This window comes from Bacteroides intestinalis DSM 17393 (assembly GCF_000172175.1).
In the GTDB taxonomy this organism is placed as follows: Bacteria; Bacteroidota; Bacteroidia; order Bacteroidales; family Bacteroidaceae; genus Bacteroides; species Bacteroides intestinalis.
The window spans coordinates 1031468-1050297 of sequence record NZ_ABJL02000007.1; the positions used below are offsets into that span (position 1 = coordinate 1031468).

The window sequence follows — 18830 nt, forward strand, 5'->3', positions numbered from 1 at the left end:
AGGCGCAGCTTATCTTCGCACTTTTTGCAAAAATAGTGAATAGTTCGGGAACGCGAAATGTTCTCGGTATAAGTTTTTCATGCAAGCATGAAAGTTTGGCGCCTAATTTACATTATCTTCGTTAAAAGCGAAGATAAGCTGCACATCAGCATTAAAAAATAAGCAAGCTTATTTTGTGCTGCTTTTGGTTTGCATTATCTTTGTGCGTATCAACTTAAAAAATTGCAACGTTATGTTTGATAAAGAAACTTATGTGCAGCGCAGAGCCCTGCTGAAAAAAAATGTTGGCTCCGGAGTGTTACTATTCTTGGGAAATGACGAACAAGGACTGAATTATGAAGATAATGCTTTCCGTTATCGTCAGGATTCTACCTTTCTCTACTATTTCGGCTTGTCGTTTGCCGGACTTTCCGCTATCATTGACATCGATGAGAACAAAGAAATCATTTTCGGGGACGAACTGACTATCGACCATATTGTGTGGATGGGCACACAGCCAACTCTGAAAGAGAAGAGCGAACGGGTAGGTATTCGGGAGACACTTCCTTCTGCCGGAATTATCAGCTATCTGCACAAAGCCGTACAAAAGGGGCAGACGGTACATTATCTTCCGCCTTACCGTCCCGAACATAAGTTGAAACTCATGGATTGGCTGGGTGTTCCGCCTGCACGCCAGGAAGGTTCCGTACCGTTTATCCGTGCGGTGGTGGCACAGCGTAATTATAAATCTGCTGAAGAGATTGCAGAAATAGAAAAAGCATGTGATGTGACTGCCGACATGCATATCAAGGCGATGGAAGTGATTCGGCCGGGTATGTACGAATATGAAGTTGTGGCAGAGATGAACCGTGTAGCCGAAATGAATAATTGCGAACTTTCTTTCCCTACGATTGCCACAATCAACGGACAGACTTTGCATAATCATTATCATGGTAATAAAATTAAATCGGGTGACTTGTTCCTGATCGACGCCGGTGCGGAACTTCCGTCGGGTTATTGCGGTGACATGTCGTCTACTGTACCTGCCGATAAAACGTTTACTTCAAAACAACGTGCCGTTTACGAAATTCAGAATGCTATGCATCTGGAATCTGTAAAGGCTCTCCGTCCGGGTATCCCTTATATGGAAGTGTACGACTTATCTGCCCGCGTAATGGTAGAAGGTTTGAAAGGACTGGGCCTGATGAAAGGAAATGCAGATGATGCAGTGCGCGAAGGTGCTCATGCATTGTTCTATCCTCACGGTCTGGGACACATGATGGGACTGGACGTGCATGATATGGAAAACTTGGGAGAAGTGTGGGTAGGGTATGACGGTCAACCCAAGAGCACACAGTTCGGACGTAAGTCTCAACGCCTTGCTATTCCTTTGGAACCGGGCTTTGTACATACTGTTGAGCCGGGTATCTACTTTATTCCTGAATTGATTGACATGTGGAAAGAAGGAAAGAAATTCACAGACTTTATCAATTATGACAAAGTGGAAGAATATCGTGACTTCGGCGGTATCCGCAATGAAGAAGATTATCTTATTACAGAAACCGGTGCCCGCCGCTTAGGCAAGAAGATACCGTTGACTCCGGAAGAGGTGGAAGCGTTGCGATAGTATCAATTTAAGAATGAGTCTAATGAAAAAACTACTATTCTTATTTTGTCTTTTGTCCTGGAGTGTATTGCATGCACAAAAGACGATTAATCGGCCTCCGTTTATAGCAAAGGCAACGGAAACCATTGAGATAGCTGCTATTCATTTGTCGGATACAGCTACCGTGGTTGATGTGGATGCAAAATTTATTCCAAAGAACTGGATACGTATTGCTCCTGCTACTTGTCTGGTTGCAGATAATGGTGAACGTTACCAGGTGCGGCAGGGAGTAGGCATAGAGTTGGGCCAGGAATTTTGGATGCCTGAGTCGGGTGAGGCTACTTTTTCTTTGATATTTCCACCTCTGCCGGCATCTGTAAAGTCGTTTGATTTTGTGGAAGGTGAAGGTGAAAGAGACTTTAATCTTTTTGGTATCAGCCTGATCGGGAAGTTGCCCAAACTCCAATTGCCTAAAGACTTAGGGAAAGCCGGCAAAGCGACTGCTGTTGCTTTGCCGACGCCTGAAATCAAAGAGGGAACCGCTATCATCAGTGGGCGTATTCTGGATTATAAGCCTTCATTTCGCATGAAAGTCGAACTACATTCAGCTGATTTTTTATCTGCTTATGGACAAAAGAATACAGAGTTAAAGTTGGATGAAGCAGGAAATTTTCATACGGAAATGCCTGTTTCACATCCTTCTGTGGCCTATTTAAGTGTGGGTGGCTCTGTTATTTCTTTTTTATTGTCTCCAGGTGGCGAAACCAAGATTACTGTAAATCTTCGTGAGATGACGCGTGCTTCCAGTCGTTTGCGGAAAGATGCGAAACCTGAAGGGAAGAAGGTTTATTTTGAAGGACTGAATGCCGGATTGAATACGGAGATGAATTCCGGATTAGAGATTCCTCTTTGTTCTGTTGAGCTGAAAGACTTGTATGACATGAATCCGGACCAGTACAAGGCATATTGTATGCAGAAGTATGAGGAAGCAGACAAGGCGATCCACGCTAATAAGAAGATAAGTAAGGCTTATGCGGAACTGTTGACGGTGCTGAATAAAGATGCATTGTATGGGTTGTTATGTGGATATGATTATCAGCTATTGCAGGCTTATGCTCAGCAAAAGGGGCTGTCTGTGCGTGATGCAAGTAAAGAGTATCGTTCTCCTGAACCATCAAATGACTATTTCGATTTTCTAAGTGAATTTGGTTATATCAATTCACCCAAGTCTGTGTATTGTTTTAATTATCCTTCCAGGGTAGTTAATACCGGGTATATAAGCTTGCCGTCTGTAAAGCGAGGTGACATCTTTGATTATTTACTCAATTCCCCTAAAGTGGCCCCTAAAGATAAGGAGACGATGAAGAAATATCGCGATAATCCGTCATCGTATGATTCTTCGGTAATGAAAGAACTGAGGAATAAATATGATGCTCTTTTTCAGGAATTTGGTAGACAAGGAATGGAAGCTAACCGAAAAGCGGTTGAAGAACTGATTGGTAGCCAAGGTATCTATTATGATGTACAGAAAGCCATGCAATGTGTTTCGAAACTGGAAGATTTTACACCTTTATCTGAAGATGATTTTGCTGCGTTGCATGCAATTGAAAATTCCTATTTTCTGAACCGATTGACCGCAATGAATACGGAACTGCTTCGGAGGATAGAAGAGAATAAGAGTAAACGTGGTTTCACGGTTCGTACTTTGGCTGCAGACGTTAAAGATGATGAACTGTTTGAAGCTATGGTCGCTCCGTTCAAAGGTAAAGTGGTGCTTGTTGATTTCTGGGCTACCTGGTGTGGTCCTTGTAAGATGGCAATGAAGATGATGAAGCCCATGAAGGAAGAACTGATAGATAAGGATATCGTGTATGTCTTTATTGCCGGTGAAAATTCTCCGGAGACAACATGGAATAATATGATACCCGATATTCATGGTGAACATTATCGACTTACCAATGCACAATGGGCGGCTATCTGCAATAAATTTGAGGTTCGTGGTGTACCTACCTATCTGGTACTCGACCGTGAAGGAAAACAAACTTATCGGTCGGTCGGTTTTCCGGGAACGGATGCGGTGAAGGGTGAATTACTGAAAGCATTAAATTCTTCCGCTGACTGATCATATACTCTAATAAACGAAAGGGGCAGCTATGGCTGCCCCTTTTCGTTTATTATCTAATCGGTGTTATCAGATAAACTGTCCGTCTTCGTTGATCTTAACTTTCACTTCCTTTTCGCCTTGCTCCAGCTCTATCCAGTAGTAGTTCCCGGCAGGAGTTTCAAAATATTCGGCATCATCTACTACATAGCCGCTATATTGTGACGCTTTAATGGCATCTGTTACTTTTACTGGAAGTACATATACATCCCATGAGGTGGAAATCCATTCATAGTTTGTACTAAGCAATACTTCTTTACTTTGATTTTCGTGTATGATGTCCACTTCAATCATTCCTTTCTCCTGCTCAATCTCAATAATACGGGCGTTAGGATAATTCTTCTGTATAAGTTCTGTTACGGCAGTAACCATATTGGATGGAGCATCCGGCAGCAATGATTCATTATTGCCGTTACCGTCATCATTTACGGCTTTAATAAGAATTCCGTCTGCTGAATAATGTAAGTCCATATCTATATCCTGTGCAGATTCCACTTCTATGATGTAGATAACCTCTTTTTCGGTTCCTGCACGTTCAATGCGTTCCACTTCATTATCTTTTTGCCAAGTGGCGTATTCACTGCTCTCAAAGGAGGTCCTTACTGCTTGTGGAATGGCACTATATGGCATTTCTGTCTCCGTCATATGCCACGAACCATCTGCCTTGTACCAAGCTTCTGTTTTATATCCGTTGTCACTCTTGTTATTGAATTCAGCTTTGTAATATTGCTCTTGCGAGACAGTTTTTGTTTCCCAACTCAGGTTAGCGGTGTTAGAAAAACTACTATCGAATGCCGTGCGTACAGCTTCGGGAACTTTAGAACTTGGGAGATCGTCATCGTCATCACTGCAGCTTTGTAGGCTTAACATCCCCATAACTAATAGGGCTAAATACATTTTCAATTTCATAGTTACTTATTTTTTAGAGTTTCTGATTATTGTTGATTTTATTGCAAAGATGACGGGCAATTCTGGAAGAAATTGGGAATTTGCCTCCAAAAGTGGATAATAAATTCTATATTTGCGATTTTAACATTAAAAAGAGCAGATTGCTAATGAATTTATACTGATTATGGTACAGAAATTGGAAACACACACCCGTATTGACGTAGCTGACGTGCTGCGTGGACTCGCCGTTATGGGCATCATTGTATTACACTCCATCGAACACTTTAATTTCTATTCATTTCCTGATACAAGTACTCAAAGTGCATGGCTTAACTTTTCTGATAAAGCCATTTGGGACGGACTCTTTTTCATGTTCGGAGGAAAGGCTTACGCTGTGTTTGCTTTACTTTTTGGTTTTAGTTTCTTCATCCAGGATAATAACCAGCGTATGCGTGGCAATGATTTTCGTTTGCGTTTTTGCTGGCGATTGATCTTATTGTTCATTCTTGGTAATATAAATGCAGCTTTTTTCACGGCCGAAGTATTGGTGCTCTATTCGTTAGTCGGATTCATCTTACCACTTACCTGCAGGCTGAAAGATAAATGGTTGTTTATTCTGGCATGTGTACTTTTGATACAACCATTACCACTTTATTATGTGATATGTGCCTGCATAGATCCTTCTTTTGTGACTCCCTCTATTCCGACAGGTAGTTACTGGGGAGCTGCTTTTCAAGTGCAGAGTCACGGCACTTTCCTTGAAACTCTGCGTGTGAATTTATGGGAAGGGCAGATTGCCAGTCTTGCATGGGCTTGGGATCACGGACGTGTATTCCAGACTGCCGCTCTTTTCCTGTTCGGCTTGCTGATAGGACGTCGGGGACTTTTCCTGAAGGAAAATCTGAAATTCTGGAATAAGGTACTTTGTGGCGCTCTTATCGCTTTCTTCCCCCTATATGGATTGGGTAATATGTTGCCGGGTTTCATCGTTAGTAAGTCTATTCTTACTCCTTTGTTACTAATCATAACTTCCTTGTCCAAATTTGCATTTATGCTGATATTGGTGTCGGGTGTTATCTTTGCTTTCTATCGGACAAACCTGCATGACTGGTTGATGAAGATTACTCCTTACGGTAAGATGAGTCTTACAAATTATATTACTCAGAGTATTATCGGTTCGTTGTTGTTCTATAATTGGGGTCTTGCACTTCACTCTCAGTTGGGTATAACAGCCAGCTTCCTGGTAGGAGTAGTGCTCTTCATCGTGCAGCTTGCTTTCTGCCGTTGGTGGATGAGCCGTCATGCACACGGTCCGCTGGAATACTTGTGGAAACGAGCGACTTGGTTGAAATAAAAGATTTTTTATAGATATTTTTCCCACAGATAGCGGAGCGGACTGAGTAGACGTGCAGTTACGCTCCGTTCGTCTGTCATGACCTCTGCTGTGCCGGAAAGTTCTCCTTTAAAGTCCAACTGCTTGCCATATGAGGTGCATAAATTTTGTGGCAGACTTACCGTGACAGTGTACATATTGTCCTCGCTTGCTAATAGTGAAACAGACAGCACTTCTCCGGTGAGGAAGCCGAATTCCATGTATGGATACCCTGTCACACTGATATTCACTCTTTGTCCGGGGCATACTTTGCCTGATCCGCTGACGGGTAATTTTATTTTTCCTATAATGTCACCGGGAGTAGAGGCTACAATAGAGAACACTTTATCTCCCGCATTGACATTCTGGTTCTTCTGCCAGATATTATTGTAAGATAATATACCACTGGCAGGGCTGGTAAAGAGATATCCCAACTCCCAATCGCTGATGCTTACCTGTAAATCATTGAGGGCTGATTTTAACGAAGTGCTTATTGTATTGGCTTCCCGATTACGTTCCATACGGATTTCTACAATATTCTGTTGTAATTGCGCCTCTTGTATTCTGGCAGATGAAAGTGAAGTCATTAGTTGCTCTCTCCCTTGCCTGCGATTCAGATAGGTTTGTTGTGCTTCTTCATAATCAGCTTTCGATATTAATCCTTTGTCGAAGAGTTTCTTTTCCCGGCTATGGGTAGCGGAAGCTATCTGTACCTGTTCTTCATCAAGTTCTGCTTGTTTATTCAGATGCCGGATGTACTTCTGATACTCTTGCAGTTCTTTGCAGGCGGCCTGCTCTTTCTGGGCGTAGAGGTCTATCGACAGAAAATTACGATAATCTGTCAAGCATTTGATGAAAGAGGCATAAGCATTCTGAATGTTTCCGAGTTCCGGTTTCTCTGGAAACACGGTTTGGCAGATACAACTATCCGTCAGAATGAAAGAAGTAATCCTTTCTTTCAGTTCCAATACATGGGCAGTGATGGCAGGATTCTCCAGTACAGCTATGATATCTCCTGCTTTTATGGTTTCACGGTCTTTTCGATATACCTCCTGAATTTTTCCACTTCCTCTTGCCACGATCCATACGGGCGGATGCTCTGTGGTGATGGTGATTCCGGCACTTACTATATCCGGGTATTTGAAGAAAGAGCCGCCGATGAAAAGCAGTGCCAATACCCCGAAGAATACGGTTATTCCCCACCTGATCAATGCGTGTGGCGGTCGCGTCAATATCTCCTGCACCTCCTCACACCTCAATTCTATGTCCTTTTCTTCTTGTTTCTTCATAACTCTCAACTCTCCATTTTCAACTCTCCACTTATTAAAGTTCCAATTGGTTCTTCACCAGCTTGTAATATCTTCCTTCCAGAGCAATCAGCGCTTCATGCGTTCCGGTCTCTGCTATCCTGCCCTGTTCTATGACGATGATTTGTTCCGCATTCCTTACGGTGCTCAACCGGTGGGCTACCACTACGGATGTCCTGCCTTTGAAGAAGGTTTGCAGGTTGTTCATGATAGTGCGTTCGTTGTTGGCATCCAGTGCATTGGTTGCTTCGTCGAAGAAGATGAATTCCGGGTCTTTGTACACGGCGCGGGCTATGAGTATGCGTTGTTTCTGTCCCTGACTTAATCCGTGCCCTTCCTGTCCTATCTTAGTATTGTATGCTAAAGGCAATTCTTCTATGAAATCGTGTATATTTGCCACTTCAGCAGCATGGCGCAGACGTTTCTTGTCGATATGCTCTACTCCGGGTGCAATGTTACCGGCAATACTGTCGGAGAAGATGAAACCATCCTGCATTACTACGCCGCACCGCTTGCGCCACTCGCGAATACTGTAACTTCCCAGTGGAGTATCCCCGATGAAGATATCGCCGCTTGCGGGCGGGTAGAATCCTAACAGTAGTTTAACGAGTGTTGTCTTTCCGCTTCCGCTCATACCCACGATGGCCGTTTGCTTGCCCGGCGGAATCACTAGGTTGATGTCGTCCAGCGTCGGGTATTCGCTTAGCGGATCATATTTGAAGTTAAGGTTTTGGAGTCTTATTTCTTTTCCTTCCGGTATTTCCCGCAGTAATTCGCGGGTGGGGTCTTCTTCATCCGGCTTGTCGCGCACTTCGCTGAGGCGGTCCATGCTGAGCCGTGCGTCCTGCATATCGCGGGCAAAGGCGATGAGCTCATTTACCGGACTGTTCAACTGTCCGATGATGTATTGCACGGACAGCATCATACCCAGTGTCATTTCCCCTTTCACTACCAAGCTCGCTACGAGTGCGGTAATCAGCAAGTTCTTGCTTTGATTAATCAGCACCGCTCCCGAATCCTGATACTGTCGCAAGGCAAGGCTCTTAATGTTTACTCTGAATAGTTTAGCTTGTATCCGCTCCCATTCCCAACGTTTCTGTTGCTCGCAGGCACTGAGCTTTATCTCCTGCATGCCGTTCACCAGTTGCACTACCGTACTTTGGTTGGCACTTTGCTGGGCGAAACGCTTGTGGTCCAGTTCGGCGCGCTTCTTCATGAAGAGCCAGACGTATGTGACGTACAGGGTGCTTCCTCCCATGAAAATAAGGAATATCATGCCGCTGTACACCAGCAGCACAATGCCGAAGATGATAATATTGAATACGGAAAAGATGACGCTGAGGCTGCTTCCCGTCAGGAAATCCTGTATGCGTTTGTGGTCGTTGATGCGTTGCAGGATGTCTCCTGTCATTTTGCTGTCGAAGTAGGCGATGGGCATCTTCATCAGTTTGATAAGGAAGTCCGATATGAGGGCGATGTTGATGCGTGTGCCCAGATGCAGCAGTATCCAACCCCGTATAAAATCTACGGCGCTGCTGCTGAAAGACAGCATCAACTGGGCAATCAGTACCAGATAGATAAAACCGAGATTCTGGTTATTGATACCAAAGTCTACTACAGATTGTGTGAGGAAAGGTAACATGAGTTGTATCATGCTGCCCAGTAGCAGACCTAGAAGGAGTTGTCCCACCAGCCCCCGGTACGGGCGGAGATAGGAGTAGAGGAAGCTAAAACCTTTGCGATTCACTTCGTCTCCCTCGTCTTCTATTGTATAAAATTCCGGTGTGGGTTCCAACAATAATGCTACTCCTGTGTCTTCTTCGTTCTTTCGGGAACTCAGCCAGCAATTGCAGAATTCTTCTTTGGTGTATTTCAGCTTTCCTGCTCCGGGATCGGCCACCCAAACATGCTTGTCGTTGAGCTTATATACCACGACAAAGTGTTGCTGGTTCCAGTGTATGATGCAGGGTAGAGGAGCTTCTTGTAACTTTTCATACCCCACTTGTACGCAGATACTGCGAAAACCAATCTTTTCTGCCGCTTCACTGATGCCAAGCATGGATACCCCCTCACGGGTGATGAATGATTTTTCCCTTAATCCTTCCAGCGAATAGCGTTTGCCGTAGTAGGCGGCCACCATGCGGAGGCAGGTGGGGCCGCAGTCCATGGCGTCGTGCTGGATGTAGTGAGGGAAGTGCTTCATTGTTTTGTTAAACTATCTAAGGTTTGCATCAGTTGTTCATCGTGCAAATCTTTTGCAATAATTCTGCAATTACGGTCTAATAGAAAATTCCTCGGAATCCTTTCTATTCCCAATACTTCAACAGATCGCACATTTCTACGATCCTGATCTGTTCCTATTACATGAATGAATTCTTGTGTCTGGTCTTTTTCTATTGCATTCCTCCAGGTATTATGTCCTATATCGATAGAAACGGCATAAATTTTAATGTCGTTTGGATATTTTTTTAAAACTTCTTTTATATATGGTATTTGTGCTCTACATGGTTTACACCAACTGGCCCATATATCTACAAATATGAATTTGCTTTTTAAATCGGAAAGTGATATTTCTTCTTCTGTTATAGAGGGTAATTTTAGTGATAATTTACTTCCAATTTGAGTACTCTGTTTGGTTCTTTCATATTTTTCTCTTTTTATGTCTATTTCGTTTAGTCTTCGTCGGGTATATTGGGTTCGTTCACTTTGGACAGGGGCATTCTCATAAGTCAATGCTGCTGCAGGATAGTTCGGGAACTTTAGTGCAATATATTCTCTCAAAGCCTGTAGACTATCAACTGTTAAAGAATCTTTGAAGAACATTTTAATCATTGCGCAACTCATTTTAGCAAGTTCTTGGTGGGGGTTGTTATAGATGTTTCTAATATAGAATTCCTTTAGTAAACGATTGTAGTATGAAATACTATCTTCCGATGCTTCTCCTATTTTTACCCAATAACTTCTCGCTTTTTTTTCAAAATCAGTGCAAATATTATGATATTTACCTTTTATGGCATTTTTCCATAATGTATTTCTATCTTTGGCGGTGAGAGCAAGTTCAACAGTATCATTAGGAAGTGCATGGATGTATAAACTTTGTGGACCTTCCTTGGAAAAGGCGAGTCTTAATGTATTACCATAAGGGACAAATCCATGAAGTCTGACTGTTTTTTGACCTTTCTCTATTTTGGCTGAGTCCCAAAATGCCTGTTCTGAACCAGATATCCACGAACAGAAGGACCAAAGATATACTTCTTGTTCCTCTTCTGTCATGTCATCATCTAAATGTAAAATGACTTCTATGTTTCTTTTCCCTTCATCTATTATTGAAGAGTAGAGTATGCTTAAACTACATAATATAGCGGTGAGTGGTAGAATGATTTTCATCATATAACGGTATTGTAGGAGCTCTTTTAGAGAGCTCCTGTTTTAAAGATTTAAACCTTTATGACTTCTTCACATATAGCCTTACCTTTGCCCCAAGCTGCATCTGCACCAGCTTGTGCGTCTTCAACACTTGTGTTTTCAAAAGTAGCTTCTTTCTCTCCGTTAAAGGTAGTACAGTAGACTTCAGCACCGCCAGTGATTTCATTCATTTGAGTCTTACTCATCTTGAATGCTTCAAAATTTTCAAAATTCTTCATGCTTTTAAAGAATTAAGGTCAATAATAATGTTAACAGTGGGAAGCTTAAAGTATCACCCTATTGACTTCTGTTTTGCAAAACAATATCTTTATGTCAATACATATTTCAACTCTTTTAGTTGATAGAATTCCGGTACATAATATCCGTCAATAATTATAGAAGGCGTTTGACTGATATGTTGTTGCGAACAATAGATTTGCTGTTGTTTCCATATCCTTTGTTCTTCTACAGTGATAGCATATTTGTCAACTTCTTTTATATTATGATTTTTGTACCATTCTTCCAATGCTGTTATTGCTTGCTCCCATCCGTCTGTACGGTAAGTTGCGATAATGGTTTTGGCTACTTTCTCTCCAATCCCGTCTTTTGGAAAAGTTAGGAGTACTAATGATATAGAAACATTGGAGGCAATTTCTTTGATGTGCGAATGCATTCTGGCGCAATTCTTGCAGTTGGGATTAGTTACAATCATCAACTGTGTTGTGCTTGAAATCTGGTTATGCAATGCTATTTCTTTATTGACCATTGCTTCAATCTGAGTTTCTGCAAACAATAGCTTCTGAAAGCTATCAGGATTCAATAGTTTTGAAAATTGTACTTTTAACTGCTTCCTTTCTTCTTTTACCTTTAATAGGGCTCTGATTTGTAACCACCCGGCTAAACAAATACAGGCGATTGCTATAAAAGAGAGCATGGCAGAGAGTGAAAATTCCCTATTGAATTGTCCTTGTAGAATATAAAGTGTTACGCAACTGCTCCATACAGTCAGATTAATAAGCATGCAGAGCATACATCCTTTGCGAATAATGAATAGCTGATAGATTACAGAATAGAATGTAAATCCTATTGCGATAATATTGCATGTTACGCTAATGCCGTAAAATTCATACGGACAGATAAGGGCGAATAACAATAAAACACTGAAGTAGAGTAGCGATAATTCTCCCAACCCCATTCCTATGATATGAGAACCTTTGGAATGTAGAACTTCATTGCAATCAATCATTTTGCCAATATGACAGAAACGATGCAAGAACCTACTGTTGACAGTTTCTTTATATAGTATTGCGGAAGATACAAGGACCCCTATGCATAATGTAAGCAAATAGGGTGATATTCCTGTTGAGTAATTACGCTTTGTGCTGTATAATATCAATAGAATGGCAATGATACCGGCTAACAATAGTTGGTGGCGTTGAATCCACATTGTTATATTTTTCAGCTTGCAGTTCTTCTCCTGAATGGTACTTTCCGTTACTTCTCCCACTAATACACTGCCTGTCCATTTCTGTAAGAACTGCTGTTTGCTTACTCTCAGGCGTTGGCTGTGGGATAGGGTGATATGCGTTTCTTCTATTTTTTCAATCAGGCAAAAGGGGGAATCGTTATCATTCATGATGACAATACATGGAGCTTCCAATTCATCCAGAAATTCTTTGGGAAGTTGATATGCCGCATTGTTGATGTGGAGTGAGTCCAGTGCATCACTGATGCCCCGCATGCTGTTGCCTAACGGTGTGTCGAGCAAACGGTATACGGTCGTTTTACTCACTTTTACGTGTAATGCATGTAAATAGTGGTAGAGTACTTTACCGGCGTTATCAACTTCCAACATAATGTTTCTCTTTTAATACTTAAAGTATAAATTCACCTTTTAAATAGGTCTCATCTGAAATAATTTCGATATGGTATGTATCTGAATCTTGCATATTTAAGTCAATAGAGACTACTGTCGGATTTATATATTCTTGTGAATAAACAGTTTCACCAATAGATTCTATGGTAATTTTTATGGTGACTATCTGCATTACTTCTTCAAAAGATATGGATATTACTTTATTATATAAATAGGCGTGTGCAACTTGCGGAATAATACTTCTACTTATAGGTTTGTCCGGTTTGAAATCCTTTAATGGAATTTCTCTTTCTGTATTGTTATATTCTATCATACTTCCATTTTCTTGTGCCTGAATGGAACAAATACTAATAAATACAGTACTTAATATGATCAAAAGTGTTTTCATAAAATTATTTTTTATTATTATGTGATATGTGCAAATTAAGAGATTGTTTTTTATAAAAACAACCCTAAATGTGTGTAGTTTTTGTGTAGTTTTGCCTTGTCGAGTGTAGTTTCTGTGTAATATGAGATATCTTTTTCAAATAGAAGTGATAGCTTTGACGAAATTATCATTTTTATTGAGTTTCATTTTCTTTTCAAGAATACCACTTCGTCTTTTATATATGCTATTAGGGGTTCTGTTCAAAATGATTCCAAGTTCCTGTATCGAAAAATCTGACAAGTGAATGCAACAAAAGAAAATGTCTTTATCATTCAGTGCCGGGAAGTTCTTTCTCAAGTGTGAAGTATATTCAGGAATCAAACAATTGATTTCCTTTATTAACAACTTCTGGTCATCGTTTGTTAATTCTGGTTTTTCTGTTGATTTAGGACTTATCTCATCTTGATGATTCAATATGCTTTTGGCTTTCCCATAGAAAGTCGTTTCTTGCAATTGACCTTTAACTTTTTCGATATCTATTTCTATAGGCTTTATGCTATATTTCTCTCTATCTGATGATACTTTTTTATATCGTTTTATAAGTAGATAGCACCCCGTTATAAGTATGCATATGCTGATATATGATACCCATCTTTTCAAGGGAGAATCAGATTTAGATTTGGGTGGAGTGGGAGAATAAAATATATTTGTTGGCGATATAGAGAGAAATTGATTGTGCGCGCTATCTCGATATGCTGAATAAAGTCTCTCGAGCTCTAGTGATTCTTCTAATTTATTTAATTTCTTGGCAATATCGGCAAGGCGCATATAAGCGTTGGCTTTGGTGATGTATTCTTGGGTATGCAAGGCTTTATTGAAATAGAGATGAGCAGAATCATATAGCCGAGCTTTGTAGTAGACGTCTCCTAATAAAAGATAACCTTTGGCATATAATACAGTATCAGTTAAGAGGGTGAAATTTTCTTTAGCGTATTTTATAGCCTCTTTATTTTTTTGCATTCGACTGTACAGGGCACTTAAAGAAGATGCAATGTCAGCTTTCAACATATTGTTGGAAAAATGTCTTGCTAGTTCTGAGGCTTGTAATAGTAAGGATTCAGCTTGCTGGTAATGTGCTTTTCCTTTTTCTATATTTATACTTCCGCGTTTGGATAAGGCTTCAACCAAGTTGATTGTGTCTTTCTGCAAGGTCGCTTGCTGCTGCATCAACTGATATATGGAATCCGCATTGTTATAATGGTTTTCTTGATAGTAAATGTTGCCAATATTATTATATATCAATGATAATAGTTTTGACCTTTCACTGTTCTTAGCATAATAGCTTGCATTTACATATAGGTTTAGTGCATGAGAATAGTTCCTTTGATCCCTTAAAACTCCTCCCCAATGGTAATACGCTTTCGCCTGCATCTGTACATCTCCAATAGAATCATAATACTGCACAGCCGTCCGTATCAGTGAATCATCTGTTTGTACAATGTAGTTTTTGTCTCTGGCTTGTGTCAGTAGCAGAGCATAGTAAGCGCGATCCGCGTGTACTGTCAGTTGTTGAGATTCTATGCTTTCCAGAATATGCAATGCACTGTCTGGATATTCTTCCATTAACGAATCTGCTTGTACTAACAGTATATTGTGATTGTGCTGTCGTGTACATGAGTTTAGTAAAAGAAAACTTATTAGCCATATTGTAACATAAATGCCCTGCTTCATTTTGATGAGTATTTGGTTAGTAGTATACAAAGGTATCTCTTTTGAGAAATATTACCAAGGCAACTGTATGTTTTTTGAGTTCTCTTTCTTCTTATCTTTCTCAACACGTTGAGAATCTTTTCTCACATAATTAAGAGTTTATTCTCATCGTATTGAGAAGAAACTCTCACCATATTGAGAAAAGATTCTCTATAAAGGGAGAATACTTTCTTTATAAAGCTTCTATTTGCTTCTTATCTGTTATCCGAGGATACTAATAAATACTTCAATTCGGCCAATTGATAAACGCTTGGCATATAGTGTCCGTTGACAATAACCGCTGGTGTATGACTGATATTATTTCGCTCACAATATTCTTGTTGCTGTCTCCAAAGTAGCTGTGCAACGTCATTGATGTAGTATTTCTCTACACCCGGTATTTCCTGAATCTCGAACCATTCCTCCAGTAAATAAGTAGCCTTTTCCCAACCTTCGGAGAGATAGGCGGAGAGAATTGTCTGTGCAATATGTGCTCCCAGACGATCATTGGTGTATATGACTAATGAGATGGATATATCCGCTGAGATCTCCCGAATGTGGTGGTGAACTTTGGCGCATGCCTTGCAGTTGGGATTCACAACTACCATCAGTCTGTCTTTTGTATGATCGGCAGAATTGTGTAAAGCTATATCAGGATGGATCATCGTTCTGACTTTAGGCTTTAACGCCAGTAGCTTCTGGAAAGTGATTGGATTGAGTAGACCGGATAATTTGACCTTCATGAAACGCTTCTCCTTGTCTGAAGAAACAAGTGCTTTTGCCTGTATCCAGAATATCAGGCAGATAACGCTGACTGCAATCATAGAAAAGAGAATCCGGATGGAAAATCTCCATTCAAAGTTATTCCGTATGATATAAAGCGATGCTGCTGTCAGCCAGACCGAGAAGGTGGTGAGCATACAAAATAGACAGGCTTTATGAATAAAGAATATCTGATATATAATAGAGTATAGCGTAAATGCAATTGCTATGAAAACAGACAGGGCAGCCAAAAAATGAAACTCTTCGGGACAGACGGCTGTGAAGAAGAACATAGTGGTGAAATACATCCACGATAGCTCTCCAATTCCTATTCCTGCAATACTTGCACCCTTGGATTTGAGTACTTCATTGCAATCTATAACTTTACCTATATGGCAGAAACGGTGTAGAAAATGATGGTCTACCATTTCTTTGTATAGGATTATAGTAGAAATGAGAATACCGCAAGTTAATGCAGAGAGATAGAGTGGTAATCCGGGGGGATAATTTCTGCTCCAGATTGAAGAGAAAACTAAGAGGACAGATATGATCCCGGCAATTAGTATTCTGTGTTGCCGACACATATAATTAATATTTTTGATCAGGCAATGAGATTCACAGATGGTTTCCCGAGTGGTTTCACCCAACAGGACAACTCCTGTCCATTGGTGAATAAATAATTTTCTACTTATGGGCATGTGGCTGACTTCGGAAGTAGTGATAATGAGCCGATCCTGTTCTATCTTTTCAACAAGACAGAATGTAGAATGGCTTGTTTCCAATTGGGTAATGAACGGGCCGTGCAGCTTCTCCAGATATTGGGGTTGAAGTTGGTAAACTACGTTCTTTACATGAAGTGCATCTAAAGCGTCACTAATACCTTGCATGGTGTTGCCCAACGGATTGTCGAGCAGACGGCATATAGTAGTCCTGCTCACTTTTACGGTCAATGACCGTAAAAAGTGATGGACTACTTCACTGGTGGCATAATCATCTCCCAGCATAGTCTGAATTTATAGTTAAAGTTTAGGTTAGGTTCTTTGTTAAAGAGTAAAGTATCCGCTTAAGCGAATTTCATCTGATACAATCTCTATCTGATATTCTCCGGAATTTTCTGCACTTACATTGATTGTGATAAGTGTAGGCATGGAATAAATCTCAGAATAAACGACTGCTCCTGTAGAAACATTTGTAATGGTAATACTTGCAGAAGGCAAATCCTTGTTGAAAACTACAGTGACTATATCACTATTAACATAGGCACTGGCGGGTTGGATGATGATGCTCCGAGCTATAGGACCACCTTCTTTAGATCCTACCGGGTCTAAGGGAATCTCCCTTTCATCATCATCGGCAAATGAAAAACGATCCTGGGCTTGCAATGAAATACTGCCCAATACTACAGTTAATACAAAAAATGCAAATAATAACTTTTTCATAAGATATACTTTTAATTTGTTACGACGGCAGCAAATTTAGAGAGAAATTATCCAATGAGAGTGTATAAAAAGTGTAGAAATGTAGGGAAAAGGTTCTATAATCTGGAATTTGCTCTTATTTTTATAGAAGTTTCTCCAGAATATCACGAAGTGACATTGATTTATCGGTGTATTTCATTTTCTGTTCTAATATTTTCTTAGTCTTTTTATATATGGCATCTCTGCTACATTCCATAATATATCTGAAATGGCTGGTAGGTATGTCTGTCAGATATAGACAGCAAAGGTGTATTTCATCTTGCGACAGGGGATATTTTGTAGCAAGACGGATAGTTATGTTATTCCAGCGTATATCAGTTTCTGCAATTAGCTGCCTCCAATCTTCTTCATCGAAATACTCGCTCGATTTATCTGTTTTCTTATATGATTGGATGATTCGTTTCATTTTTACATATACTTCAGAGTGTTCATAGGATTCTTTAAGTAATGCTTGACGTTCTGTTTTTAAAGTGTATAGTTCTTCTTCTAGGATTTGTTTTTCTGTTTGGCTGTAGTTATGTAGGGCGATCTCTTTTTGTAGAAAGTTGATTTGCTCATTTTTCTGTTGAAGCAGTTCTTCTGTCTGCTTGTTTATTTCTATTTCTTTTCGTTTGAAGTTGATTACTTCTTTTTTGTGTCTTTTCCATAATGCGAGAAATAGTGTCAAGAAAATCACTATTCCTATGGCTATATAATAATAAACTTGATCTAAGTTTGCTTTGAATTCTGATTGTTTGCGCTGTATTAGTATATTTTTCTCAGCTGTAACGATTTCAGCACTCTGTTGCTTTTGTTGGGCGCTATCCAGATAAGAAGAGTATTTTCTTTCCATCTCAAGTGCCTTTTCCAATAATCCCTGCTTTTTGGCAATATCAGCTAAACGCATATAGGCACCTGCTTTGGTATAGTGGTCTTCGCTATGAAGGCTTTTATTTAAGTAAATTGAGGCGGAATCATATTGAGATATTTTGTAATAAGCGTCACCCAAAACCAGATAGGCCCTGTCCAGTGCATTTGAATTATCTTGATTGTTGATATTGAGTTTTGCGAATTCAACAGCTTTTTCCCCCATGTTCATACGTCCGTATAATAGACTTAATGAATAAGCTGTTTTGGCTATCATACTTCTTTGATTCATGTTACATGAAATATTGAAAGCATGGAGTATTTTTTCTTCTGCTTTTTGATAGCATTCTCTTCCTTTTCTTATGTTTATCATCCCTCGTTGGGATAGTGCATCAGCCCAAAGGATAGAGTCTTTCTCCAATATTGCTAATTTTTCTGTTATTTGATAGATTGAATCGGCTTGTTCATTTAATCTTTGTAAATAGTATAAATAGGCTATATTGTTGTATATATGCCCTGTTAAACTATTGTCAAAGATTCTTTTTGAATAGGTTATGGCTTTAAAGAATTCTTTTAGAGCTTCTGGATGATCGTCTTTGTTTCTCCAAATGCATCCTAAATAATAATGTGCCCTTGCCTGCATGACTGTATTTTTAGTGGAATCATAATATTGCACTGCAATACGTATTAGAGAATCCTCAGTTTGATGGATGAAATTCTTGTCTTTGACTTGTGTCAATAATAGTGCATAATATGCGCGGTCGGCTGCTAAGTGTAATCCCTTTGGTTGAATACCCTGTAAGAAATGTAAAGCGCTGTCAGGGAACTTTTGTATGAGAGAATCGGCTTGTACAAGTTGGATGTTCGGGCTGGAACGAGTACAAGCCGCTAATATACAAGATGCAAGTAATAACATAGCTAAGATAGTGGTTTTCATTGATTTATCATTTGTTGTTGCAGCCTGCAAAAGTACCCGTTTCTGGTGATAAAACAATGTAATGTAGGTGTGGAAAATAAACAACCCCTATTCCTGA

At 40.1% G+C, this 18830-nt stretch carries 14 protein-coding genes; 3 read left to right on the forward strand and 11 right to left on the reverse strand.

All coding sequences use genetic code 11. From position 1 onward, the window contains the following. Positions 1-232: 232 nt before the first annotated feature. A complete protein-coding gene (locus tag BACINT_RS07615; RefSeq protein WP_007661988.1) occupies positions 233-1606 on the forward strand; it encodes an aminopeptidase P family protein in 1374 nt (457 codons plus the stop codon). A 22-nt stretch (positions 1607-1628) separates the two neighbouring features. Next, positions 1629-3707 (forward strand): TlpA family protein disulfide reductase, encoded by a 2079-nt coding sequence (locus BACINT_RS07620; protein WP_232288752.1) that lies wholly within the window; start codon positions 1629-1631, stop codon positions 3705-3707. Between the two features lie 69 nt (positions 3708-3776). On the opposite strand, the gene BACINT_RS07625 is transcribed toward BACINT_RS07620, so the two are convergent. Continuing rightward, positions 3777-4655, reverse strand: a complete 879-nt coding sequence (locus tag BACINT_RS07625) for a PepSY-like domain-containing protein (protein WP_007661990.1) — start codon at positions 4653-4655, stop codon at positions 3777-3779. A 163-nt stretch (positions 4656-4818) separates the two neighbouring features. Between BACINT_RS07625 and BACINT_RS07630 the strand changes: the two genes are divergently transcribed. Beyond that, on the forward strand, positions 4819-5988 hold the full coding sequence (locus BACINT_RS07630) for a DUF418 domain-containing protein (protein ID WP_007661991.1): 1170 nt from the start codon (positions 4819-4821) through the stop codon (positions 5986-5988). Positions 5989-5996: 8 nt separating this feature from the next. Here the strand turns inward: BACINT_RS07630 and BACINT_RS07635 are convergent, their stop codons facing one another. The 10 genes from BACINT_RS07635 to BACINT_RS07680 all read right to left on the reverse strand — a co-directional run bounded on the left by BACINT_RS07635 (position 5997) and on the right by BACINT_RS07680 (position 18733). Further along, on the reverse strand, positions 5997-7295 hold the full coding sequence (locus BACINT_RS07635; RefSeq protein WP_007661992.1) for an HlyD family secretion protein: 1299 nt from the start codon (positions 7293-7295) through the stop codon (positions 5997-5999). Positions 7296-7329: 34 nt separating this feature from the next. Beyond that, positions 7330-9516 (reverse strand): peptidase domain-containing ABC transporter, encoded by a 2187-nt coding sequence (locus tag BACINT_RS07640; RefSeq protein ID WP_007661993.1) that lies wholly within the window; start codon positions 9514-9516, stop codon positions 7330-7332. After that, positions 9513-10703, reverse strand: a complete 1191-nt coding sequence (locus BACINT_RS07645) for a TlpA family protein disulfide reductase (protein ID WP_007661994.1) — start codon at positions 10701-10703, stop codon at positions 9513-9515. The genes BACINT_RS07640 and BACINT_RS07645 overlap by 4 nt, the downstream gene beginning before the upstream one ends. 47 nt (positions 10704-10750) lie before the next feature. Further along, the gene (locus BACINT_RS07650; RefSeq protein ID WP_007661995.1) at positions 10751-10957 is read right to left on the reverse strand and encodes a hypothetical protein; all 207 of its coding nucleotides are present in this window, start codon (positions 10955-10957) and stop codon (positions 10751-10753) included. Positions 10958-11046: 89 nt separating this feature from the next. After that, on the reverse strand, positions 11047-12573 hold the full coding sequence (locus tag BACINT_RS07655; RefSeq protein ID WP_007661996.1) for a vitamin K epoxide reductase family protein: 1527 nt from the start codon (positions 12571-12573) through the stop codon (positions 11047-11049). Positions 12574-12592: 19 nt separating this feature from the next. Then, positions 12593-12982: a DUF3244 domain-containing protein gene (locus BACINT_RS07660; protein ID WP_007661997.1), complete on the reverse strand. Its 390-nt coding sequence runs from the start codon at positions 12980-12982 to the stop codon at positions 12593-12595. A 135-nt stretch (positions 12983-13117) separates the two neighbouring features. After that, positions 13118-14584 carry a tetratricopeptide repeat protein gene (locus BACINT_RS07665; protein ID WP_232288753.1) on the reverse strand — a complete coding sequence of 489 codons (1467 nt, stop codon included), beginning with the start codon at positions 14582-14584 and terminating at the stop codon, positions 13118-13120. Positions 14585-14925: 341 nt separating this feature from the next. Further along, positions 14926-16476: a vitamin K epoxide reductase family protein gene (locus tag BACINT_RS07670; protein WP_007661999.1), complete on the reverse strand. Its 1551-nt coding sequence runs from the start codon at positions 16474-16476 to the stop codon at positions 14926-14928. A gap of 39 nt (positions 16477-16515) precedes the next feature. Further along, positions 16516-16911: a DUF3244 domain-containing protein gene (locus tag BACINT_RS07675; RefSeq protein ID WP_007662000.1), complete on the reverse strand. Its 396-nt coding sequence runs from the start codon at positions 16909-16911 to the stop codon at positions 16516-16518. A 121-nt stretch (positions 16912-17032) separates the two neighbouring features. Next, positions 17033-18733: a tetratricopeptide repeat protein gene (locus BACINT_RS07680; RefSeq protein WP_007662001.1), complete on the reverse strand. Its 1701-nt coding sequence runs from the start codon at positions 18731-18733 to the stop codon at positions 17033-17035. Between the last annotated feature and the right edge of the window lie 97 nt (positions 18734-18830).

What these genes read in the sequence shown, in the direction of transcription:
- BACINT_RS07675 (WP_007662000.1), bottom strand. Translation starts at nt 16,911, where the DNA reads ATGAAAAAGTTATTATTTGCATTTTTTGTATTAACTGTAGTATTGGGC.
- BACINT_RS07630 (WP_007661991.1), top strand. Translation starts at nt 4,819, where the DNA reads ATGGTACAGAAATTGGAAACACACACCCGTATTGACGTAGCTGACGTG.
- BACINT_RS07620 (WP_232288752.1), top strand. Translation starts at nt 1,629, where the DNA reads ATGAAAAAACTACTATTCTTATTTTGTCTTTTGTCCTGGAGTGTATTG.
- BACINT_RS07645 (WP_007661994.1), bottom strand. Translation starts at nt 10,703, where the DNA reads ATGATGAAAATCATTCTACCACTCACCGCTATATTATGTAGTTTAAGC.
- BACINT_RS07625 (WP_007661990.1), bottom strand. Translation starts at nt 4,655, where the DNA reads ATGAAATTGAAAATGTATTTAGCCCTATTAGTTATGGGGATGTTAAGC.
- BACINT_RS07655 (WP_007661996.1), bottom strand. Translation starts at nt 12,573, where the DNA reads ATGTTGGAAGTTGATAACGCCGGTAAAGTACTCTACCACTATTTACAT.
- BACINT_RS07660 (WP_007661997.1), bottom strand. Translation starts at nt 12,982, where the DNA reads ATGAAAACACTTTTGATCATATTAAGTACTGTATTTATTAGTATTTGT.
- BACINT_RS07615 (WP_007661988.1), top strand. Translation starts at nt 233, where the DNA reads ATGTTTGATAAAGAAACTTATGTGCAGCGCAGAGCCCTGCTGAAAAAA.
- BACINT_RS07670 (WP_007661999.1), bottom strand. Translation starts at nt 16,476, where the DNA reads ATGCTGGGAGATGATTATGCCACCAGTGAAGTAGTCCATCACTTTTTA.
- BACINT_RS07665 (WP_232288753.1), bottom strand. Translation starts at nt 14,584, where the DNA reads ATGGAAGAATATCCAGACAGTGCATTGCATATTCTGGAAAGCATAGAA.
- BACINT_RS07680 (WP_007662001.1), bottom strand. Translation starts at nt 18,733, where the DNA reads ATGAAAACCACTATCTTAGCTATGTTATTACTTGCATCTTGTATATTA.
- BACINT_RS07640 (WP_007661993.1), bottom strand. Translation starts at nt 9,516, where the DNA reads ATGAAGCACTTCCCTCACTACATCCAGCACGACGCCATGGACTGCGGC.
- BACINT_RS07635 (WP_007661992.1), bottom strand. Translation starts at nt 7,295, where the DNA reads ATGAAGAAACAAGAAGAAAAGGACATAGAATTGAGGTGTGAGGAGGTG.
- BACINT_RS07650 (WP_007661995.1), bottom strand. Translation starts at nt 10,957, where the DNA reads ATGAAGAATTTTGAAAATTTTGAAGCATTCAAGATGAGTAAGACTCAA.